12 protein-coding genes and 1 pseudogene are annotated in these 16,903 nt (G+C 54.8%); 11 read left to right on the top strand and 2 right to left on the bottom strand.

The genetic code is table 11. The features are described 5' to 3' along the window. Positions 1-94: 94 nt before the first annotated feature. The 5 genes from nirB (at position 95) to Q1A48_RS15335 (ending at position 7,448) form a co-directional block, all read left to right on the top strand. Complete coding sequence (nirB, locus tag Q1A48_RS15355) at positions 95-2,632, top strand: nitrite reductase large subunit NirB (RefSeq protein WP_299946620.1); 2,538 nt, start codon at positions 95-97, stop codon at positions 2,630-2,632. Between the two features lie 42 nt (positions 2,633-2,674). Beyond that, positions 2,675-3,106: a nitrite reductase small subunit NirD gene (gene nirD, locus Q1A48_RS15350; protein WP_299946617.1), complete on the top strand. Its 432-nt coding sequence runs from the start codon at positions 2,675-2,677 to the stop codon at positions 3,104-3,106. A gap of 2 nt (positions 3,107-3,108) precedes the next feature. Next, positions 3,109-5,778 (top strand): nitrate reductase, encoded by a 2,670-nt coding sequence (locus tag Q1A48_RS15345; protein WP_299946615.1) that lies wholly within the window; start codon positions 3,109-3,111, stop codon positions 5,776-5,778. A gap of 458 nt (positions 5,779-6,236) precedes the next feature. Further along, positions 6,237-6,644, top strand: coding sequence for a VOC family protein (locus Q1A48_RS15340; RefSeq protein ID WP_299946613.1), 408 nt, complete (start codon positions 6,237-6,239; stop codon positions 6,642-6,644). 78 nt (positions 6,645-6,722) lie between these two features. Further along, positions 6,723-7,448: a dienelactone hydrolase family protein gene (locus Q1A48_RS15335; RefSeq protein WP_299946611.1), complete on the top strand. Its 726-nt coding sequence runs from the start codon at positions 6,723-6,725 to the stop codon at positions 7,446-7,448. Positions 7,449-7,689: 241 nt separating this feature from the next. Here Q1A48_RS15335 and soxR read toward each other — a convergent pair whose 3' ends face one another. Continuing rightward, positions 7,690-8,175: a redox-sensitive transcriptional activator SoxR gene (gene soxR, locus Q1A48_RS15330; protein ID WP_299946609.1), complete on the bottom strand. Its 486-nt coding sequence runs from the start codon at positions 8,173-8,175 to the stop codon at positions 7,690-7,692. A gap of 87 nt (positions 8,176-8,262) precedes the next feature. Between soxR and Q1A48_RS15325 the strand changes: the two genes are divergently transcribed. The 3 genes from Q1A48_RS15325 to Q1A48_RS15315 all read left to right on the top strand — a co-directional run bounded on the left by Q1A48_RS15325 (position 8,263) and on the right by Q1A48_RS15315 (position 10,524). Then, on the top strand, positions 8,263-8,445 hold the full coding sequence (locus tag Q1A48_RS15325; RefSeq protein ID WP_299946607.1) for a hypothetical protein: 183 nt from the start codon (positions 8,263-8,265) through the stop codon (positions 8,443-8,445). A gap of 355 nt (positions 8,446-8,800) precedes the next feature. Continuing rightward, positions 8,801-9,766, top strand: a complete 966-nt coding sequence (locus tag Q1A48_RS15320; protein WP_299946605.1) for an ABC transporter ATP-binding protein — start codon at positions 8,801-8,803, stop codon at positions 9,764-9,766. Further along, entirely contained in the window at positions 9,763-10,524 is a 762-nt protein-coding gene (locus Q1A48_RS15315; protein WP_299946603.1) for an ABC transporter permease, read from the top strand. The genes Q1A48_RS15320 and Q1A48_RS15315 overlap by 4 nt, the downstream gene beginning before the upstream one ends. Before the next feature lie 132 nt (positions 10,525-10,656). Here the strand turns inward: Q1A48_RS15315 and Q1A48_RS15310 are convergent, their stop codons facing one another. After that, entirely contained in the window at positions 10,657-11,289 is a 633-nt protein-coding gene (locus Q1A48_RS15310) for a TetR/AcrR family transcriptional regulator (protein ID WP_299946601.1), read from the bottom strand. Positions 11,290-11,422: 133 nt separating this feature from the next. Between Q1A48_RS15310 and Q1A48_RS15305 the strand changes: the two genes are divergently transcribed. The 3 genes and pseudogenes from Q1A48_RS15305 to Q1A48_RS15295 form a co-directional block, all read left to right on the top strand. After that, on the top strand, positions 11,423-12,541 hold the full coding sequence (locus tag Q1A48_RS15305) for an efflux RND transporter periplasmic adaptor subunit (RefSeq protein ID WP_299946598.1): 1,119 nt from the start codon (positions 11,423-11,425) through the stop codon (positions 12,539-12,541). Between the two features lie 116 nt (positions 12,542-12,657). Then, positions 12,658-15,771 (top strand): efflux RND transporter permease subunit, encoded by a 3,114-nt coding sequence (locus tag Q1A48_RS15300; RefSeq protein ID WP_299946596.1) that lies wholly within the window; start codon positions 12,658-12,660, stop codon positions 15,769-15,771. A 219-nt stretch (positions 15,772-15,990) separates the two neighbouring features. Continuing rightward, positions 15,991-16,778 (top strand): annotated as a pseudogene (locus Q1A48_RS15295) (IS3 family transposase); the annotation flags it as partial. Positions 16,779-16,903: the final 125 nt, after the last annotated feature.

Below are 16,903 nucleotides of genomic sequence, written 5' to 3'. Positions count from 1 at the left end.
CTGTTATGGATATTGGCAGAAGTGGAAGCTTCTAACACCCTCAAAATCGCCCTATTCTGAAAACGTCGACTAGAGCCTGGCAGGAATTTCAAGAATGAAAAAAGCAGAATCAAAAACCAAGCTGATAATCATTGGCAATGGTATGGTGGGGCATCACCTCCTAGAACAGCTAGCAGCCCACAAACAGGTGGACTATTTCGACGTCACAATATTCTGTGCCGAGCCCAGAACAGCTTACGACCGCGTGCATCTTTCGGACTATTTTGCCGGGTCCACTGCCGAAGATCTGGCCATGGGAAGCGCCAGACAGTATCGACAGTGGGGCTTTGAACTGCTTGTCGATGAGCGCGTGATAGAAATTGACCGGGCAAACAAGACAGTTACCGCACAAAGTGGGATTGTTAAAAACTACGATCAATTGGTCCTCGCCACCGGCTCTTACCCCTTTGTGCCACAAATTCCCGGAAACCAACACAAAAAGTGCTTTGTCTATCGCACCCTTGAAGATTTGGATGCGATACGCAGTGCCGCCGCCAACGCAAAGAGGGGCGTGGTATTGGGTGGTGGACTACTGGGTCTTGAAGCCGCAAATGCATTAAAAATACTGGGACTGGACACCCACATTGTAGAGTTTGCATCTGGGCTTATGCCAATCCAGTTGGATGCAGGTGGTTCGGCTCTATTGAAGCAAAAAATAGAGGCACTGGGTGTGGATGTTCACATAGGTACTGTCACAGAGCTGATCGAAGAAGTGAACGGGCGTCTGCGCATGCAGTTCCGGGATGGCAGTGAACTAATCACTGATATGATTGTATTTTCTACCGGTATCCGCCCCCGAGACGAACTGGCTGCATCGGCCGGGCTGCAGCTCGGGAAACGTGGCGGTATCGTCATTGATCAGAACTGTCGCACCTCCGATTCTGATATATTTGCCATTGGCGAGTGTGCGCTTTTTAAACAGCGTATTTTTGGCCTTGTTGCTCCTGGGTTTTCCATGGCACGCACCGCTGTCGCGCAATTGACTGACGAACAGACATTTTTTTCCGGGGCGGATCTGAGTACCAAGCTAAAACTCCTCGGTGTTCAGGTCGGCTCCATTGGCGATGCCCACGGGCACACTGAGAATTCTGCTGCAATTACTTTTATAGATGAACAGGCCGGTGTATACAAACGCATGATCACCGATGCAGAAGGAAAGCAACTGCTTGGGGCCGTGCTGGTGGGAGACACTGATAACTACGATACTCTGCTGCAATATCACCTCAATGCTATCGTATTGCCCGAACATCCAGAACAATTAATCCTACCCACTGCGGACAACGCGGCAACTGCACCGGGTACCCCAGATCTGCCCGCAACAGCAACCGTGTGTTCCTGTCACAATGTGAGTAAAGGCCAGATCCTTGATACTATTGCCAAGGGCTGCCATTCCCTGGAAGAAATCAAGGATATAACAAAAGCCGGGACCGGCTGTGGCGGTTGTGCCCCCTTACTGAAAAACATCGTTGACGACGCCTTTACCACTTTGGGTATGGAAGTGAACAATCACCTTTGTGCCCATTTTCCCTTCTCGCGCCAGCAGCTTTTCCAGATAATACAGGTAGAGCGCATTAAGACTTTCCCTGAGCTTTTGCAGAAACGCGGCCGTGGGTATGGCTGCGAGATCTGTAAGCCCGCGGTTGCTTCCATTCTCGCCTCTCTGTGGAATGAGCATATCCTGGAACAGCCTCATGTAGGACTGCAGGATACCAATGACACCTTTATGGCAAATATGCAGAAAAACGGCAGCTATTCGGTAGTGCCGCGTATTCCCGCGGGAGAAATCACCCCACAAAAATTGATTGTGATCGGGCGGGTGGCAAAGCGTTACAACCTCTATACAAAGATTACCGGTGGCCAGCGCATCGATTTGTTTGGGGCTCGCCTGGAACAGTTGCCGGAAATTTGGCGAGCATTGATCGATGCGGGATTTGAAACTGGCCATGCCTACGGGAAATCCCTGCGCACAGTGAAATCCTGTGTGGGCAACACCTGGTGTCGATTCGGTGTGCAGGACAGTGTTTCCATGGCACTGCTTATGGAAAACCGTTATAAAGGTCTGCGCTCACCGCACAAAATAAAAATGGCAGTTTCCGGCTGTACTCGTGAATGCGCGGAGGCACAGAGCAAAGATGTCGGTGTTATCGCGACCGATAATGGCTGGAATATGTTTGTCTGTGGCAATGGGGGTATGCGCCCACGCCATGCAGATCTGTTTGCTACCGATCTCGACAACAAAACCCTGATCCGCTATATCGACCGTTTTTTAATGTTCTATGTACGCACCGCGGACAAATTACAACGCACCTCAAGATGGCTTGAAAACTTTGATGGTGGTCTTGACAATCTGCGCGAAATTATTATCGAGGACAAACTGAAAATCTGCAAGGAACTGGAAGCACAAATGGCCAGGGTGATTGATACCTATCAGTGCGAATGGAAAGCAACCATTAACGACTCTGAAAAACTCAAGCGTTTTCGGCAATTTATTAACAGTGACAAGACCGATGACAGGATTGTCTTTATGAATGAGCGCGGACAGCCACGCCCTGCCCAAGTGGAAGAAATTGTAGGCGTTGTCGAACCGATATAAAAGACTCCAATAAATTTATCTTTTATCCTGTGAGAAAGAATTATGGCTCATACTTTATTAAAATCATCCCAAACTCATTCATTTGACTTAATTCACTCTCTTTGGCAGCCGATCTGTCAGCGATCAGATCTGATCAGCGATTCCGGAGTCTGCGCCCTCTGGGAACATACTCCCACCCAAAAGAAGAGAAAAACCTGTACACTTTCAAGAAAAAGTATCGCGCTCTTTTTCTTGCCCAGCCAGGCGCAGCAGCTTTACGCCATAGACAACTGGGACCCAATCGCACAAGCTGGCGTCGTTGCGAGAGGAATTCTTGCAGAACTGGATGGGGAATTCACCATTGCCTCTCCGCTTTATAAACATCACTTCCGCCTTACAGATGGGCTTTGCATGGAAAATAGCAATATCCAGCTTTCCACCTACCCATTAACCTTTATCGGGGACACCGTTTTTATCGACAGCAATAGTATATAGTAATGGCCACAAAGAAATTTTTGGGCACACAGACTACCTGCCCTTATTGTGGCGTAGGGTGTGGGGTTTCAATCAGCCACAAAAATCCTGCGGACCCTGCCGCAATCGCGGTGTGTGGTAACAGGCACCATCCCTCCAATTTTGGTCGCCTTTGTGTCAAGGGTGCCGCATTGAGTGAAACACTGGGAGATCGTGGTCGTTTGTTGCGCCCGTATCTGCACGGCCAAGCAACCGACTGGGATACGGCCATGTCTTTTGTGGCCAATGCTTTTGCCGAAAACATTCGCAAACACGGACCAGACTCCGTGGCTTTTTACCTCTCTGGCCAGCTACTCACCGAGGATTACTATGTAGCCAATAAACTGATGAAGGGCTTTATCGGCACCGCCAATATTGATACCAATTCGCGCCTGTGCATGTCTTCGGCAGTGGCCGGCTACAAACGCGCCTTTGGTGCCGATGCAGTACCCTGCTGCTACGAAGACCTAGATCGCGCTAACCTGATTGTGCTGATAGGTTCTAATGCCGCATGGACTCACCCGATCCTGTTCCAACGTATGCAGGCTGGCAATGCCAAACTGGTGGTTATTGACCCTCGTGTCAGCGCCACGGGCGAATTGGCCGATCTACATCTGGACATCCGCCCCGGCAGTGACGCAGCACTGTTTAACGGGCTGCTGAATTTCCTTGCGCAACATCAGTATCTGGACAACCACTATATCCAGCAACACACCAACGGCTTCCAGGAGGCACTCACCACAGCCCGGACGTGGTCTCTGCAGCAAACTGCACTACACTGTGGGGTATCCGCAAAAAAACTGTTGGCCTTCTTCCAACTGTTTGCCGAGACAGAAAAAACCGTCAGTTTTTACTCCCAGGGTGTCAACCAATCCAGTAGCGGTACCGATAAGAACAACGCCATTATCAATTGCCACCTGGCCACCGGGCGCATTGGTAAAGCCGGAGCCGGCCCTTTTTCCATCACCGGACAACCCAATGCCATGGGCGGGCGGGAGGTGGGTGGTCTGGCCAATACACTGGCTGCGCATATGACGTTTAACCCGGATAACATCAATCGACTGGGCCGCTTCTGGCATGCCCCACGGGTCGCCCTGACGCCAGGGCTAAACGCTGTGGATATGTTCAGGGCGGTGGAAAGCGGCCAAATCAAAGCCATCTGGATTATGGCCACCAACCCTGCAGTGAGTATGCCCGAAGCCGGGAGAGTAGCTGAAGCCCTGCGCAAATGTGCACTCGTCATCGTTTCCGATTGCGTTGCCGATACTGATACCACCCGTTGTGCAGAAGTGCTGCTGCCAGCCACCAGTTGGGGAGAAAAAAACGGCACTGTCACCAATGCGGAGAGACGCATCTCTCGACAGCGCCCTTTTCTGCACCCTCCCGGAGAAGCCCGCCATGACTGGCAGATTATTTGTGATCTGGCGCAACGACTGGGCTATTCAGAAGCCTTTGGCTATTCACATCCAGTAGAGATTTTCCGCGAACACGCGCGGCTCTCAGGCTTTGAAAATAATGGGCGCCGCGCCTTTGATATCTCCCTGCTGAGCGATATCCAGCGTCAGGAATACGACGTGCTGGAACCGGTACAGTGGCCGGTAAACCAGGTCAACCCCCAGGGGCGTGCGCGGCTATTTAATGATGGTCGGTTTTTTACCGCCAATGGGCGTGCGCACTTTGTACCAATCACCCCCCGAGCACCGCTTCAGCAAACCTGTGCCCTCTATCCACTGTGGCTTAACAGCGGTCGCATGCGTGATCAATGGCATACCATGACCCGCACTGGTCACGCACGTACACTGCTGGACCACAGTGAAATTACCGAAATCCAGATTAACCCGCAAGATGCACGACAATACAACATTGAAGAGGGCACTTTGATCACGCTGAACAATGCCCAGGGCAAAATGTCCGGGCGTGCCACCCTGAGTGAAGCACAAAAGCCCGGCCAACTATTCGCCCCCATCCACTGGAGTGAAACCCTGGCCCGGGATGCCAGGGTCAGTGCACTGGCTGCTGCAGTTGTAGACCCCCACTCGGGCCAGCCGGAATTCAAACAGGTGCCGATCCAGGTAGAGGCACTTCCCTGCAGTAGTTACGCCACCCTGATTTGCCCCGACATCGTCGCAAAAAAACTGTGGCAATGGCTGCATAGTGCCAAAGATAAAAATCTGTTGCACTGGTACCGGGTACCCTGCACCGGCGGTTACCGCTACGAACTGGCCCTGCACCATCCTTTAAACGGGCGCGGCCTGGGCACACAACTATTAGGCGATATTCACGGCATGCACTGGCAACAGATTGAGTCACTAAAAAACCAGCGCTGGGTGGTCTATAACGACACGCTACAATTGCTTATCATTGCAGGCAACCGCTGGCAAGACCTGCCAGACCGGCGTTCGCTGGAACGCTACCTGGAGATGGCACTACCCCGGGTTCCCGCAAAACTACTGCACCCCATCGCACCCGGTGTGAAGATCATCTGCACCTGCATGCAGGTTTCCCGTGCACAAATCACCAAGGCAATCGGCAACGGTATGCACAGCCTGGCAGCTCTCGGCAACACCTTGGGCTGCGGCACGCACTGTGGCTCCTGTAAAGCAGAGATTTTATCCCTGTTGCGCACCGTCCACGCCAGTGCTACAGAAGAATAGACCGCAGCGGCAATTCCGTCGGTTGCGCCTATAATACCAATGGTATATTCCAAAAGTACCCTTCACACAGGGTATAGGGCATTTTCCCTAACAGGCTGTTAAAACCTACAGAGCGCAACTGTAACGGGCTTATTTTCAAGCAATCTGTTCGCAAGCCACCGGTCATTTCCCGCACCGAGCTCAGAGAAGTTTGCAGAAAAACCTGGCACAGCCCAAATAGACGATTTCAGTGATTAAGCTCACTTCTGCAACCCCAGGTCTTGTGTAAAACTATTGAAAATAGCGACAGGCCCTCTGTTTCGCTTTCCCAGGCACAGTCGAGTGCAAACAATTGCCATAAGACGCCACTTAATGCCCCCTTGTGGGCCGCGACCCCACCGGCCTCCTACACTTAGAGCCGGTGTATCGCAGTTTCCATTATTGCCCGAGACAGGTTTTCCTAAAATTAATGGGCTCCCATGTTCACTATCCAACATATCGATCACCTTGTATTGCGCGTAAAATCACTGGAAACCGTGCGCCGTTTTTACCAGGATATTCTCGGCTGCAAACTGGAACGGGAGAATACGAGTCTCGGCCTGTATCAAATGCGCGCCGGCAACAGCCTGATCGACCTGGTACCGATGGATCAGGAGATTGGACGCACAGGCGGTTCCGCTCCAGGGTGCGAGGGACACAATCTGCACCATTTCTGTCTGCGTGTGGACCCATTCAACGCCGACAATATTCTGCGATTCCTACAGGAAAGAAATATTGGTGCCTCACCGGTAGAACAGCGCTATGGAGCGGAAGGCATGGGGCCCTCTCTCTACATCTCTGACCCCGAGAACAACGTGATTGAGCTAAAGGGACCGCCGGATACCTAGGAATCTCTGCTAAAGTGCGCCATCGCACTTTAGCCTGGGCAAATTCTATTTAGAGAAACACTTTGAACTGGAAGAATTATGGCGTCGGAAGTAATTGATTACGCAGTAGATGGGCAATCCTATACCGGTTATTTAGCCTGGGATGATCGCATTGCTGACAAGCGCCCGGGCATTATCCTGGTACACGAATGGTGGGGGCAGAATGCCTTTATGCGGGATCAGGCGGACCAGCTCGCCAGGCATGGCTACCGCGCCTTTGCAGTGGATATGTTTGGCAGCGGTAAACACACTGACGATCCCGCCGAAGCACAAAATTTAAGCGATGCGGCGCGCAAAAACCCTGTGGCTCTGGAAGCCCGTTTTCGCACCGCGCAGTCACTGTTACAACAACACACCAGTGTCGACCCAACCCGCATCGCGGCACAAGGCTACTGCTTTGGCGGAGAAGTGGCATTGAATATGGCGCGACTCGGCCTGGAACTGCGCGGCGTAGTCAGCTTTCACGGCGCCCTGGCCAGCAATATCTCCTCTCAGAAGGGTGGAGTTCAGGCGGAAATCCAGGTGTATACCGGCGGTGCCGATGTCATGATCCCTCCGCAACAGGTGGGTGCCTTTGTCGAGGAGATGCAGGTGGCAGGTGCCAAACTCACACTGATCAGCTATCCCGGCGTACTGCACGGATTTACCAATCCTATCGCCACAGAGCGGGGCGAGAAGCTTGGGCTACCCCTTGCCTACAACAGGGAAGCAGCGGAGGATGCCCGGCAGGGAGCACTGCATTTTTACCAGAGGATATTTAGTTGAAAGGAACTGGTCACAAACCCACAGCCCGGGATATTATCGGGCTGATGGAACGCGAGAAGATGCTGTCACTGGCCGGTTCTAAACCTGAAAGACAAACCCGTTGGCCCTTTGAGAGCGACAGCCAAAGATGGTATGGAAAACCCGTTTGATTGCCGAATGACCAGCGACCTCAAGGAATTTTAATAAAGGTAGGGTATCCACTCTCCGCAATGGGCCGGCTGAGGAATGCTTACCGGCCCAACTATTTTTCTTCCAAATAGTGCGCACCACCTCCCTGCTCCGCTGCCCGGTCTCCGGGATTGCGCAACGGGCAGGTGTCCATAGAGAGACAGCCACAGCCGATACAGTCCTGCAGGCGATCGCGCAACCGGGTCAATTGACCAATGCGCTGGTCGAGGTCTTCGCGCCAGCCCGCCGACAGCCTTGACCAGTCTTTGGCAGTGGGTGTGCGGCCATTGGGCAGCGTGCCCAGAGCTTTGCGAATCCCGGCCAGGGGAATGCCGGTGCTCTGTGCGACTTTGATAATTGCCACGCACCGCAGTACATCCCGCGAATAGCGCCGCTGGTTGCCACTGGTACGCCAGCTGCTAATCAGGCCCTTGCGCTCATAGAAATGCAGCGCACTCACCGCCACACCGCTGCGCTCGGCCACTTCACCCACAGTCAACGCACGCCGAATACTACTTTCTGCGCCAGATGCCGTTTTGCTGTTATGCCCCTCAGTCACCGAAAAGCCTCCTGCAGCTATTGACCTCAATATTACTTGAGGTTTTACACTGCACAGCTTTCCAATGCAAGTGAAGGGAGACAAACCGTGAACTGCAACCGCAAACAGCCAAACCCTGCGCCTCAGCCACCGACAACACCGGGCTTCTTCCTATTGATGGTGGCAGCAGAGAGCCCAAGTATCCGCCTCGCCCGGCAGATCTTGAACCACACCTCGTCACCGACGGCCAATATGAGCCCGGAAGGTCATGCATTGGGAACCGGGCAATGAGCTTTGCAACTACCGTCACAGCACCCATGGCGCTCTCGGTAATATCCGGGGCAACCATAGACACGGTCACTGCCTGCGCTGCAAGCGCACTTTGCCAGTCACCTCAACAGCACACACCGGCTTACACTCTAATAAGCTGTTGAAAAAAGCCTTCCACGGCCTTTTTCAACCCGGGTTTGCGGCGCATGCCCGCAATCCATCCACGACAAATCAAGCACTTACATGCTTGATTTGCGACCCGAATATCCTTGTTCGAGTTGGCAGGCTACTGAAATATTGTGCGGCAGGATGTAGACTGAACCGACAGCGTGCAGACAGAAAAGCCCCGATCACCTTACTTTGACAAGGAGAAAAAGTGGAACCCATTATTTCCATTCAAGATCTCGGCAAAACCTATGCCGGCGGCTTTACCGCTCTAAAGAAAGTTAATTTGGAGATTCAACGCGGGGAAATTTTTGCCCTGCTTGGCCCCAATGGTGCCGGCAAGACCACCCTGATCAGTATTGTGTGCGGTATCGTCAATGCCAGCCAGGGCAATGTCACTGTCAGCGGCTATGATATCCAGCGGGATTACCGCAGGGCCCGCCGGGAGATCGGATTGGTGCCCCAGGAAATATCCACCGATGCGTTCGAGAGCGTTTGGAGTGCAGTGAAATTCAGCCGCGGGCTGTTTGGTAAAGCGCCCAACCCCAGCTACCTGGAAAAAATCCTGCGGCAGCTGTCCCTGTGGGAAAAGAAAGGCAACAAAATCATTACCCTGTCCGGGGGTATGAAGCGCCGCTTAATGATTGCCAAGGCACTCTCCCACGAACCCCATGTACTCTTTTTGGATGAGCCCACGGCCGGCGTCGATGTAGAACTGCGCCAGGATATGTGGGCCATGGTGCGCGGGCTGCGGGATTCCGGGGTCACCATCATTCTCACCACCCACTATATCGAGGAAGCCGAGGAGATGGCCGATCGTATCGGGGTGATCAATCGCGGTGAACTGGTCGTGGTGGAAGAGAAAAATGCCCTGATGCAGCGCATGGGGGAAAAGGAGCTCAGCCTGACACTGCCGGAACCCTTGCAAAAGATTCCCGATGCCCTCGCCGACCTGCCGCTCAGGTTGAACAGTGATGGCAGTGAATTGATATACCGCTTTGATATCAAGAGCGAAGATACCGGCATTGCGGAATTCCTGCGCTGCCTCAATGCCGCCAATATCGATTTTCGCGATCTGCACACCAGGGAGAGCTCCCTGGAGGAAATCTTTGTGAATCTGGTACACGGTGAACATCAGAAACACGAGGGACAACTCAGCGGGGAGATGCAGGAATGAACTGGTATGGCATTGGTGCAATTTACAAGTTTGAAATGGCGCGCACCTGGCGCACCCTGATGCAGAGTATCGTCTGGCCGGTGCTCTCCACTTCCCTTTACTTTATCGTGTTCGGTGCCGCCATCGGTGCACGAATGGGCAACATTGAGGGCGTCAGCTATGGGGCCTTCATTATCCCCGGACTGATCATGCTGGCGCTACTGAGCGAGAGTATCTCCAATGCCTCCTTTGGCATTTTCTTTCCGAAATTCTCCGGTACTATTTACGAAATCCTGTCCGCACCGGTATCTGTATTCGAGATTGTGGCGGGTTATGTGGGGGCCGCAGCAACCAAGTCTATCGTCCTGGGTCTCCTGATATTGGTGACGGCGCGCTTCTTTGTGGACTATGAAATTACCCACCCAGTGTGGATGGTGGTATTTCTTGTATTGACCGCCCTCACCTTCAGTTTGTTCGGCTTTATCATCGGTGTCTGGGCCGACGACTTCCAGAAGCTGCAAATTATCCCCCTGATGGTGATCACACCACTGACCTTCCTTGGAGGTGCCTTTTACTCTATCAGTATGCTGCCGGCAGTCTGGCAGAAAATTACCCTGTTCAATCCCGTGGTCTACCTGATCAGCGGTTTCCGCTGGGCATTTTACGGCGTGGCGGATGTCAATATTGGGCTCAGTGTGGGCATGACCCTGCTTTTCCTGATCCTGTGTCTTCTCGCCACCTGGTGGATATTCCGCACCGGTTACCGTATCAAAACCTGATCAAATGCAATCGGTAACTGATACGGGTGGCAATGTATAGCGGGAGCGTTTCACGCGGTGTCTGCGGGCCAGCGCATGCCCGCATCCGCACTGCATCGGACCAGCACCGCTAGCTGTGCCCTGTGATGGAGTTTAACGGTAGGCCCGTATAAACAAATCCACCGCCCTGCACACCCGCGCGCGCCGCTCCGCCCCTGCCTCCACCTCTGAGCGCCCGATCAACACGCCCAGATGCCCGCAGCCCAGCAAAATGCCGAGAAAGTTCTCTGCGGCAGCAGCCGGGTCCTCCACCCGCAACATCTCCAACTGGGTGGCCCGGATCAGCAACTGCTCCATTTCCCCAAGGATACGCTGGGGACCCGCATCAAAGAAAAGCTGCGCCATCCTCGATTCCTGCGAAGCCACAGAACACAACAGTCGCAACAGCCGGACGCTATCCTCGCTGTACACCATCTCCAGAAAAGCCTGGCCGATCCGTTCCAGCACGCCCGCTACCGAATCCTCCTCCTCGAGCACAAAGATCGGCAGGGGCATCATACTTTCACAACGATCGGTAATCGCGGCACTAAAGAGCGTCTCCTTGTCGGAAAAGTGGCTGTAGACGGTCAGTTTCGAGACCCCCGCCGCCGAAGCCAGTGCATCCATACTGGTGGCGGCAAAGCCCTGGGTCAGAAACAACTCTTTGGCTGCATCAAGTATGGCCTGGCGCTTGGCCGGGTCCTTGGGACGACCGCGCTGGGCGTTTGCCGTTGACTGCTCAGACATAGTGCTCCATATACTGGACTCTCCAGTTTAATAAATTTACTATACTCGCCAGTATAGCATTGCTGGCTACCGGGCCCTGTCTACCCATTCCCGGTTTCAGCCTGTTGCCTCGCCGCGAAGGAAGGGAACCTCTATGTACCGACCACTAATGCACACTGTATTGTTAATCAGCCTGCTTGCATCCGCCTGTACGCCATCCGATACCACAGACCGGGAGAAAAAACCGCGCCCCGCCGTGATGGTTCGCCCCGAGCTGGCCAGCACCCGGCTGGATGTATACCCCGGAGAGGTACGTGCCCGCTTCGAACCGGCCCTCGCCTTCCGTATCAATGGCAAGATCCACCAGCGCCTGGTCAACGTAGGCGATCGGGTTGAACAGGGGCAGGCCCTGGCCGAACTAGACACCGAGGACCTGCGTCTGCAACTGGACTCTGCCCGCGCAAACTTCAATTCTGCCGAGGCCGATCAACGCCTCGCCGGCAGTGAATTGGAGCGCCACCGCAAACTGCTGGCGCGCCAGCTGGTCAGCCACTCCCAGTTCGATACAGTTACAACCCGCTTTGAGGCCAGTGAAGCCCGACTGTTACAGGCCCGGGCACAGCTGGATGTGGCGCGCAACCAGGTTGCCTACGCGGTACTGAAAGCGCCGGAGAGCGGGGTGATCGCCCGCCGTAGAGCGGAGGCCGGCCAGGTTGTGGCCGCAGGCCAGGGTATTTTCACACTGGCCGCAGACGGGGAGCGGGAAGTGCGCATCGACCTGCCGGAGCAGTCCATCAACCGCTTCCGTGTGGGCCAGCCGCTGACAGTGGAACTCTGGTCGCAACCGGGCAAACCTTTCCCCGCCCAGGTGCGCGAGCTCTCCCCCGCCGCAGATCCCATTTCCCGCACATTCGAAGCCCGTGTGGCCTTCGACAACCAGGCAATTGGCGCAGAACTGGGCCAGAGTGCACGGGTTTTCGTACCCCAGGCTGCCGCCACGGACATATTCCAGGTGCCCATGTCCGCCGTGAGCGCCGACGATGGCAAGGCCTTTGTATGGGTGCTGGACCAAGAACACCAGACACTGCACAAAACAGCAGTGACCCTGGGGCCCTTCGGTCAGGAGTTTGTCCCGGTATTTGCCGGCCTGCACGCCGACGACTGGATTGTGGCAGCCGGCACCCACCTGTTGCGGGAGGGCCAGCGCGTGCGACCTGTAGACCGTATGAACCGCCCCATCAATCCGGACCGCACCCTGGTCAGCCAGGATTAAACGACCGGTCAAAACACAGCCAAAAACTGCAGAGGGCAGTCCGTTAGGTGCCCCGACAATTTTACCAATGCGTGGCCCCAACAAACCCGCCGCGCCTACCAGACAGAGACACTGCCATGGGATTTAACCTCTCCGAATGGGCATTGCAAAACCGCCCCCTGGTACTCTACGCCATGATCCTGCTGGGGCTGCTGGGCGCCGTCTCCTATACACAACTGGGGCAGAGCGAAGATCCGCCCTTTACCTTCAAGGTGATGGTGATCAATACCCTTTGGCCCGGTGCCAGCGCCGGGGAGGTCTCCCGCCAGATCACCGAGCGGGTGGAAAAAAAACTGATGGAAACCGGCGACTATCAGTACATCTCCTCCTTCTCCCGCCCCGGCCAGTCCCAGGTGTTGTTTGTCGCCCGGGACGATATGCACTCAAGGGATATCGCGGATCTCTGGTACGAGGTTCGCAAAAAGATTGGCGATATCCGTCACACCCTGCCAACCGATATTCACGGCCCCTTTTACAACGACGAGTTTGGTACCACCTTCGGCAATATTTATGCGCTTACGGGTAACGGCTTTGACTATGCACTGTTGAAGGATTACGCCGAGCGTTTGCAACTGTCCCTGCAGCGGGTGAAAGATGTGGGCAAAGTGGAACTGCTGGGCCTGCAGGATGAAAAAATCTGGGTGGAACTCTCCAACACTAAACTCGCTTCATTGGGGATTCCCCTGGCCGCGGTGCAAAACACCCTGCAGACACAAAACCAGGTCACCGACGCCGGATTTGTGGATACCGTGAGCGACCGAGTACGCATACGCGTTAGCGGACAGTTCCAGTCCGTGGAGGAAATTCGCCAGTTCCCCATCACCGCTGGCGGTCGCACCCAGAGGCTCGGCGATATCGCCGAGGTGCACCGCGGCTTTAGCGATCCGGCCCAGCCGCGCATGCGTTTTATGGGAGAGAATGCCATCGGCCTCGCCGTCTCCATGAAGGGGGGTGGGGATATTCTCCAGTTGGGCAGACAGCTGGACGCGACCTTTGCCGAACTGCAACAGGACCTGCCCCTGGGTATGGCACTCCACAAAGTCTCGGACCAGCCCGCCGCAGTAAAACGCGGGGTGGGGGAATTCTTACGGGTATTGGCCGAGGCACTGGCTATCGTGTTGCTGGTGAGTTTTTTCTCCCTGGGCAGTCGCCCCGGCCTGATCGTGGCATTGTCAATTCCGCTGGTGCTGGCCATGACTTTCGCACTGATGCAGTATTTCAACATCGGCCTGCACAAGATTTCCCTGGGCGCACTGGTGCTGGCACTGGGATTAATGGTGGATGACGCCATTATCGCCGTGGAAATGATGTCGATTAAAATGGAGCAGGGGTTCAGCCGCCTTAAAGCCGCTGGGTTCGCCTGGACCAGCACGGCCTTCCCCATGCTCACCGGCACCCTGATCACTGCCGCCGGTTTTCTGCCCATTGCCACGGCACAGTCGGGTACCGGCGAATACACCCGCTCCATTTTTCAGGTAGTCACCCTGTCACTGCTGGCCTCCTGGATCGCTGCAGTGGTGTTTGTGCCCTACCTGGGCCACTACCTGCTGCCCAATCTGACGCGTCGTGACCACAAAGGCGAGCTGCGGAACCCTTATCAGAAACCCTTCTACCAGCGCTTCCGCAAGCTGATCACCTGGTGCCTGCGCCATCGCAAAACCGTGATTGCGGCAACCCTGGCAATTTTTGTTGGCTCACTGGCCCTGTTTCGCCTGGTGCCCCAGCAGTTTTTTCCCTCCTCCGCGCGCCTGGAGCTGATGGTGGACCTGAAACTCGCCGAGGGTGCCTCCCTGGCGTCCACCGAATATCAGGCCCAACGCCTGGAATCCCTGCTGAAAAAGAATCCGCTGGTGGAGAACTATGTGGCTTATGTGGGTACCGGCTCACCCCGTTTCTATCTGCCCCTAAACCAGCAACTGCCGGCGGCCAGCTTTGCCCAGTTGGTTGTCATGACCCGCAGTGTAGAAGCGCGCGAGCAGTTGCGCAGTTGGCTGATCGAGACCATGGAGACGGAATTCCCCACCCTGCGCAGCCGGGTTTCCCGTCTGGAGAACGGCCCGCCGGTAGGCTACCCGGTGCAGTTCCGGGTTTCCGGTGAGCATATCACTACCGTTCGCAGTCTCGCCCACGCAGTGGCCGGACATATACGGCAAAACCCCCAGGTGTCCAATGTCCACCTGGACTGGGAGGAACCCAGCAAGACGGTGAACCTGAATATCGACCAGGATCGCGCCCGTGCCCTGGGTGTCAATAGCGCTGACCTGTCCCGCGCTCTGCAAAGTTCCCTCACCGGCATCACCGTAAGCCAGTATCGCGAAGACAACGAGCTAATTGATGTGCGCGTGCGCGGCCAGGAGCGTGAACGCCACGCCCTGAGTCAGCTTGGCAACCTGGCGGTGCAGACCGACAGCGGCCGCAGCGTTCCCCTAAACCAGATCGCCACCCTGGAGTATGGCTTCGAGGAAGGAATTATCTGGCATCGCGACCGATTGCCCACGGTGACTGTGCGCGCCGACATCTACACTTCAGCGCTGCCCGCCACAGTGGTGGATGCGGTGTGGCCACAACTGCAGACCGTTCGCGACCAACTGCCACCGGGTTACCTGTTGGAAGTGGGCGGCAGTGTGGAAGAATCCGCGCGCGGACAAGCTTCCGTCAACGCGGGCATGCCACTGTTTCTACTGGTGGTGTTTACCCTGCTGATGCTGCAATTGCGCAGTATGTCTCTTTCTGCCATGGTGCTTATTACTGCGCCGCTGGGCCTCATCGGCGTTACCCTGTTCCTGTTACTGTTCAACCAGCCTTTCGGGTTTGTGGCCATGTTGGGCACCATTGCCCTGGGCGGCATGGTGATGCGCAATTCGGTGATTCTGGTGGATCAGATTCAGCAGGATATGGCCCAGGGGCTCAGTGCCTGGAACGCTATTGTCGAGTCCACCGTGCGGCGCTTCCGCCCCATTGTGCTCACCGCCCTGACCGCTGTTTTGGCAATGATCCCGCTGTCGCGCAGTGATTTCTTCGGTCCCATGGCGGTGGCGATCATGGGTGGCCTGATCGTAGCTACCGGACTGACGCTGCTGTTCCTGCCAGCCCTTTACGCGACCTGGTTCCGGGTGCGGGAGGAAGATACCCCGTCAGTGGCCCAACCCGATGCCAGGGTTACGATGGATGGCCCGCTATTGGAGCCTTGAGCAGAGCGGCCAAACAGGAACTGCGGCAAGCGCTCCCGCCATCCCAGGTGAATGCTCACACGAAAACAGCAGTCACAACTGCGTTAAACGCATGATAAAAAAGGGTCCAGATTGTTTCATCTGAACCCCTATATCATCCACCGAATAACAACATGAAAAACGCCGTGCTGATCTTCCCCCGCTTTAACGGACACCAAAGTCAAACAGACGAGGTGTCTAATGCCGAAATGCTTAAACCCTAAAAAGACGTGGCAGTACTCAGACGAATTCAAGGTAAAGGCAGTGATGCTTAGCTTGATCGAAGACGTTCGAGTTAAAGAGGTCGCAGCTACTCTCGACATTCATCCCTTCATGCTGTCACGATGGCGAAAAGAGTATCGGGAAGGGAAGATTGTGGCTGATAAGAGAAAGAAACTAACCGGGGTGGTCTCCAAGCATGAGAAAGAGCTTTCTAAGGTAAAGCGACTAGAGGCGGAGAATCGCAAGCTCAAGCAGGAGGTTGACCTGCTAAAAAAGTGGCAACGGTTTCTTGCGGAGGAACATCAGCAAGATATCGATTCATCGAGAGATTCGGACAAGAACTAGGTGTTAGAACTATGTGCCAGTGGCTAGGGGTATCGCGCAGTGGCTATTATGACTGGATAAAGAGGCCCCCATCAGACAGAAAATGTCAGGATGAAGAGCTGAAGATGCAAATCCAGAAGATTTCAGATAACTCAGCAGGACGCTACGTTAGTCCGAGAATCTGGAAAGCCCTGCAGAATCAGGGGTATGAGGTTGGTCGTAAGCGTGTAGCCCGGCTGATGCAGGAGATGGGGCTCATAGGAAGGGTTACCAGAGTGACACGTAGGGCGCCTGGCATGAAGCGCTTCCTGGCCTCTGGTGAGAATCTAAGATCGGACGGAGCAGTGCCCAGCAGTAAGAACAAAGTTTGGGTTGCTGATGTAACCTATCTGAAAGTTAAAGGGCAATGGCAATACCTATCAGTGGTCATGGATTTGCACTCTTGTAATGGTCTACTAATCCCGGACACCAATTTAGGTGGTAAAGTCGCTGCCTGAGACAGAGGTGTTCAATGAGTAAACAACGTAGATCCTTCTCACCCGAGTTCAAATTAGATGCTGCCCGCCTG

Origin of the sequence: uncultured Microbulbifer sp. (assembly GCF_947489355.1) — a bacterium.
Classification (GTDB): domain Bacteria; phylum Pseudomonadota; class Gammaproteobacteria; order Pseudomonadales; family Cellvibrionaceae; genus Microbulbifer.
The sequence above is the reverse complement of the archived record's forward strand: the minus strand, read 5'-3'. Positions and strand labels throughout refer to the sequence as shown.

Bases quoted from the DNA above. Each gene is read 5' to 3' on its own strand.
- Q1A48_RS15335 (WP_299946611.1), top strand. From the start codon at position 6,723: ATGGCGTCGGAAGTAATTGATTACGCAGTAGATGGGCAATCCTATACC.
- Q1A48_RS15305 (WP_299946598.1), top strand. From the start codon at position 11,423: ATGTACCGACCACTAATGCACACTGTATTGTTAATCAGCCTGCTTGCA.
- Q1A48_RS15310 (WP_299946601.1), bottom strand. From the start codon at position 11,289: ATGTCTGAGCAGTCAACGGCAAACGCCCAGCGCGGTCGTCCCAAGGAC.
- nirB (WP_299946620.1), top strand. From the start codon at position 95: ATGAAAAAAGCAGAATCAAAAACCAAGCTGATAATCATTGGCAATGGT.
- nirD (WP_299946617.1), top strand. From the start codon at position 2,675: ATGGCTCATACTTTATTAAAATCATCCCAAACTCATTCATTTGACTTA.
- Q1A48_RS15300 (WP_299946596.1), top strand. From the start codon at position 12,658: ATGGGATTTAACCTCTCCGAATGGGCATTGCAAAACCGCCCCCTGGTA.
- Q1A48_RS15340 (WP_299946613.1), top strand. From the start codon at position 6,237: ATGTTCACTATCCAACATATCGATCACCTTGTATTGCGCGTAAAATCA.
- Q1A48_RS15315 (WP_299946603.1), top strand. From the start codon at position 9,763: ATGAACTGGTATGGCATTGGTGCAATTTACAAGTTTGAAATGGCGCGC.
- Q1A48_RS15345 (WP_299946615.1), top strand. From the start codon at position 3,109: ATGGCCACAAAGAAATTTTTGGGCACACAGACTACCTGCCCTTATTGT.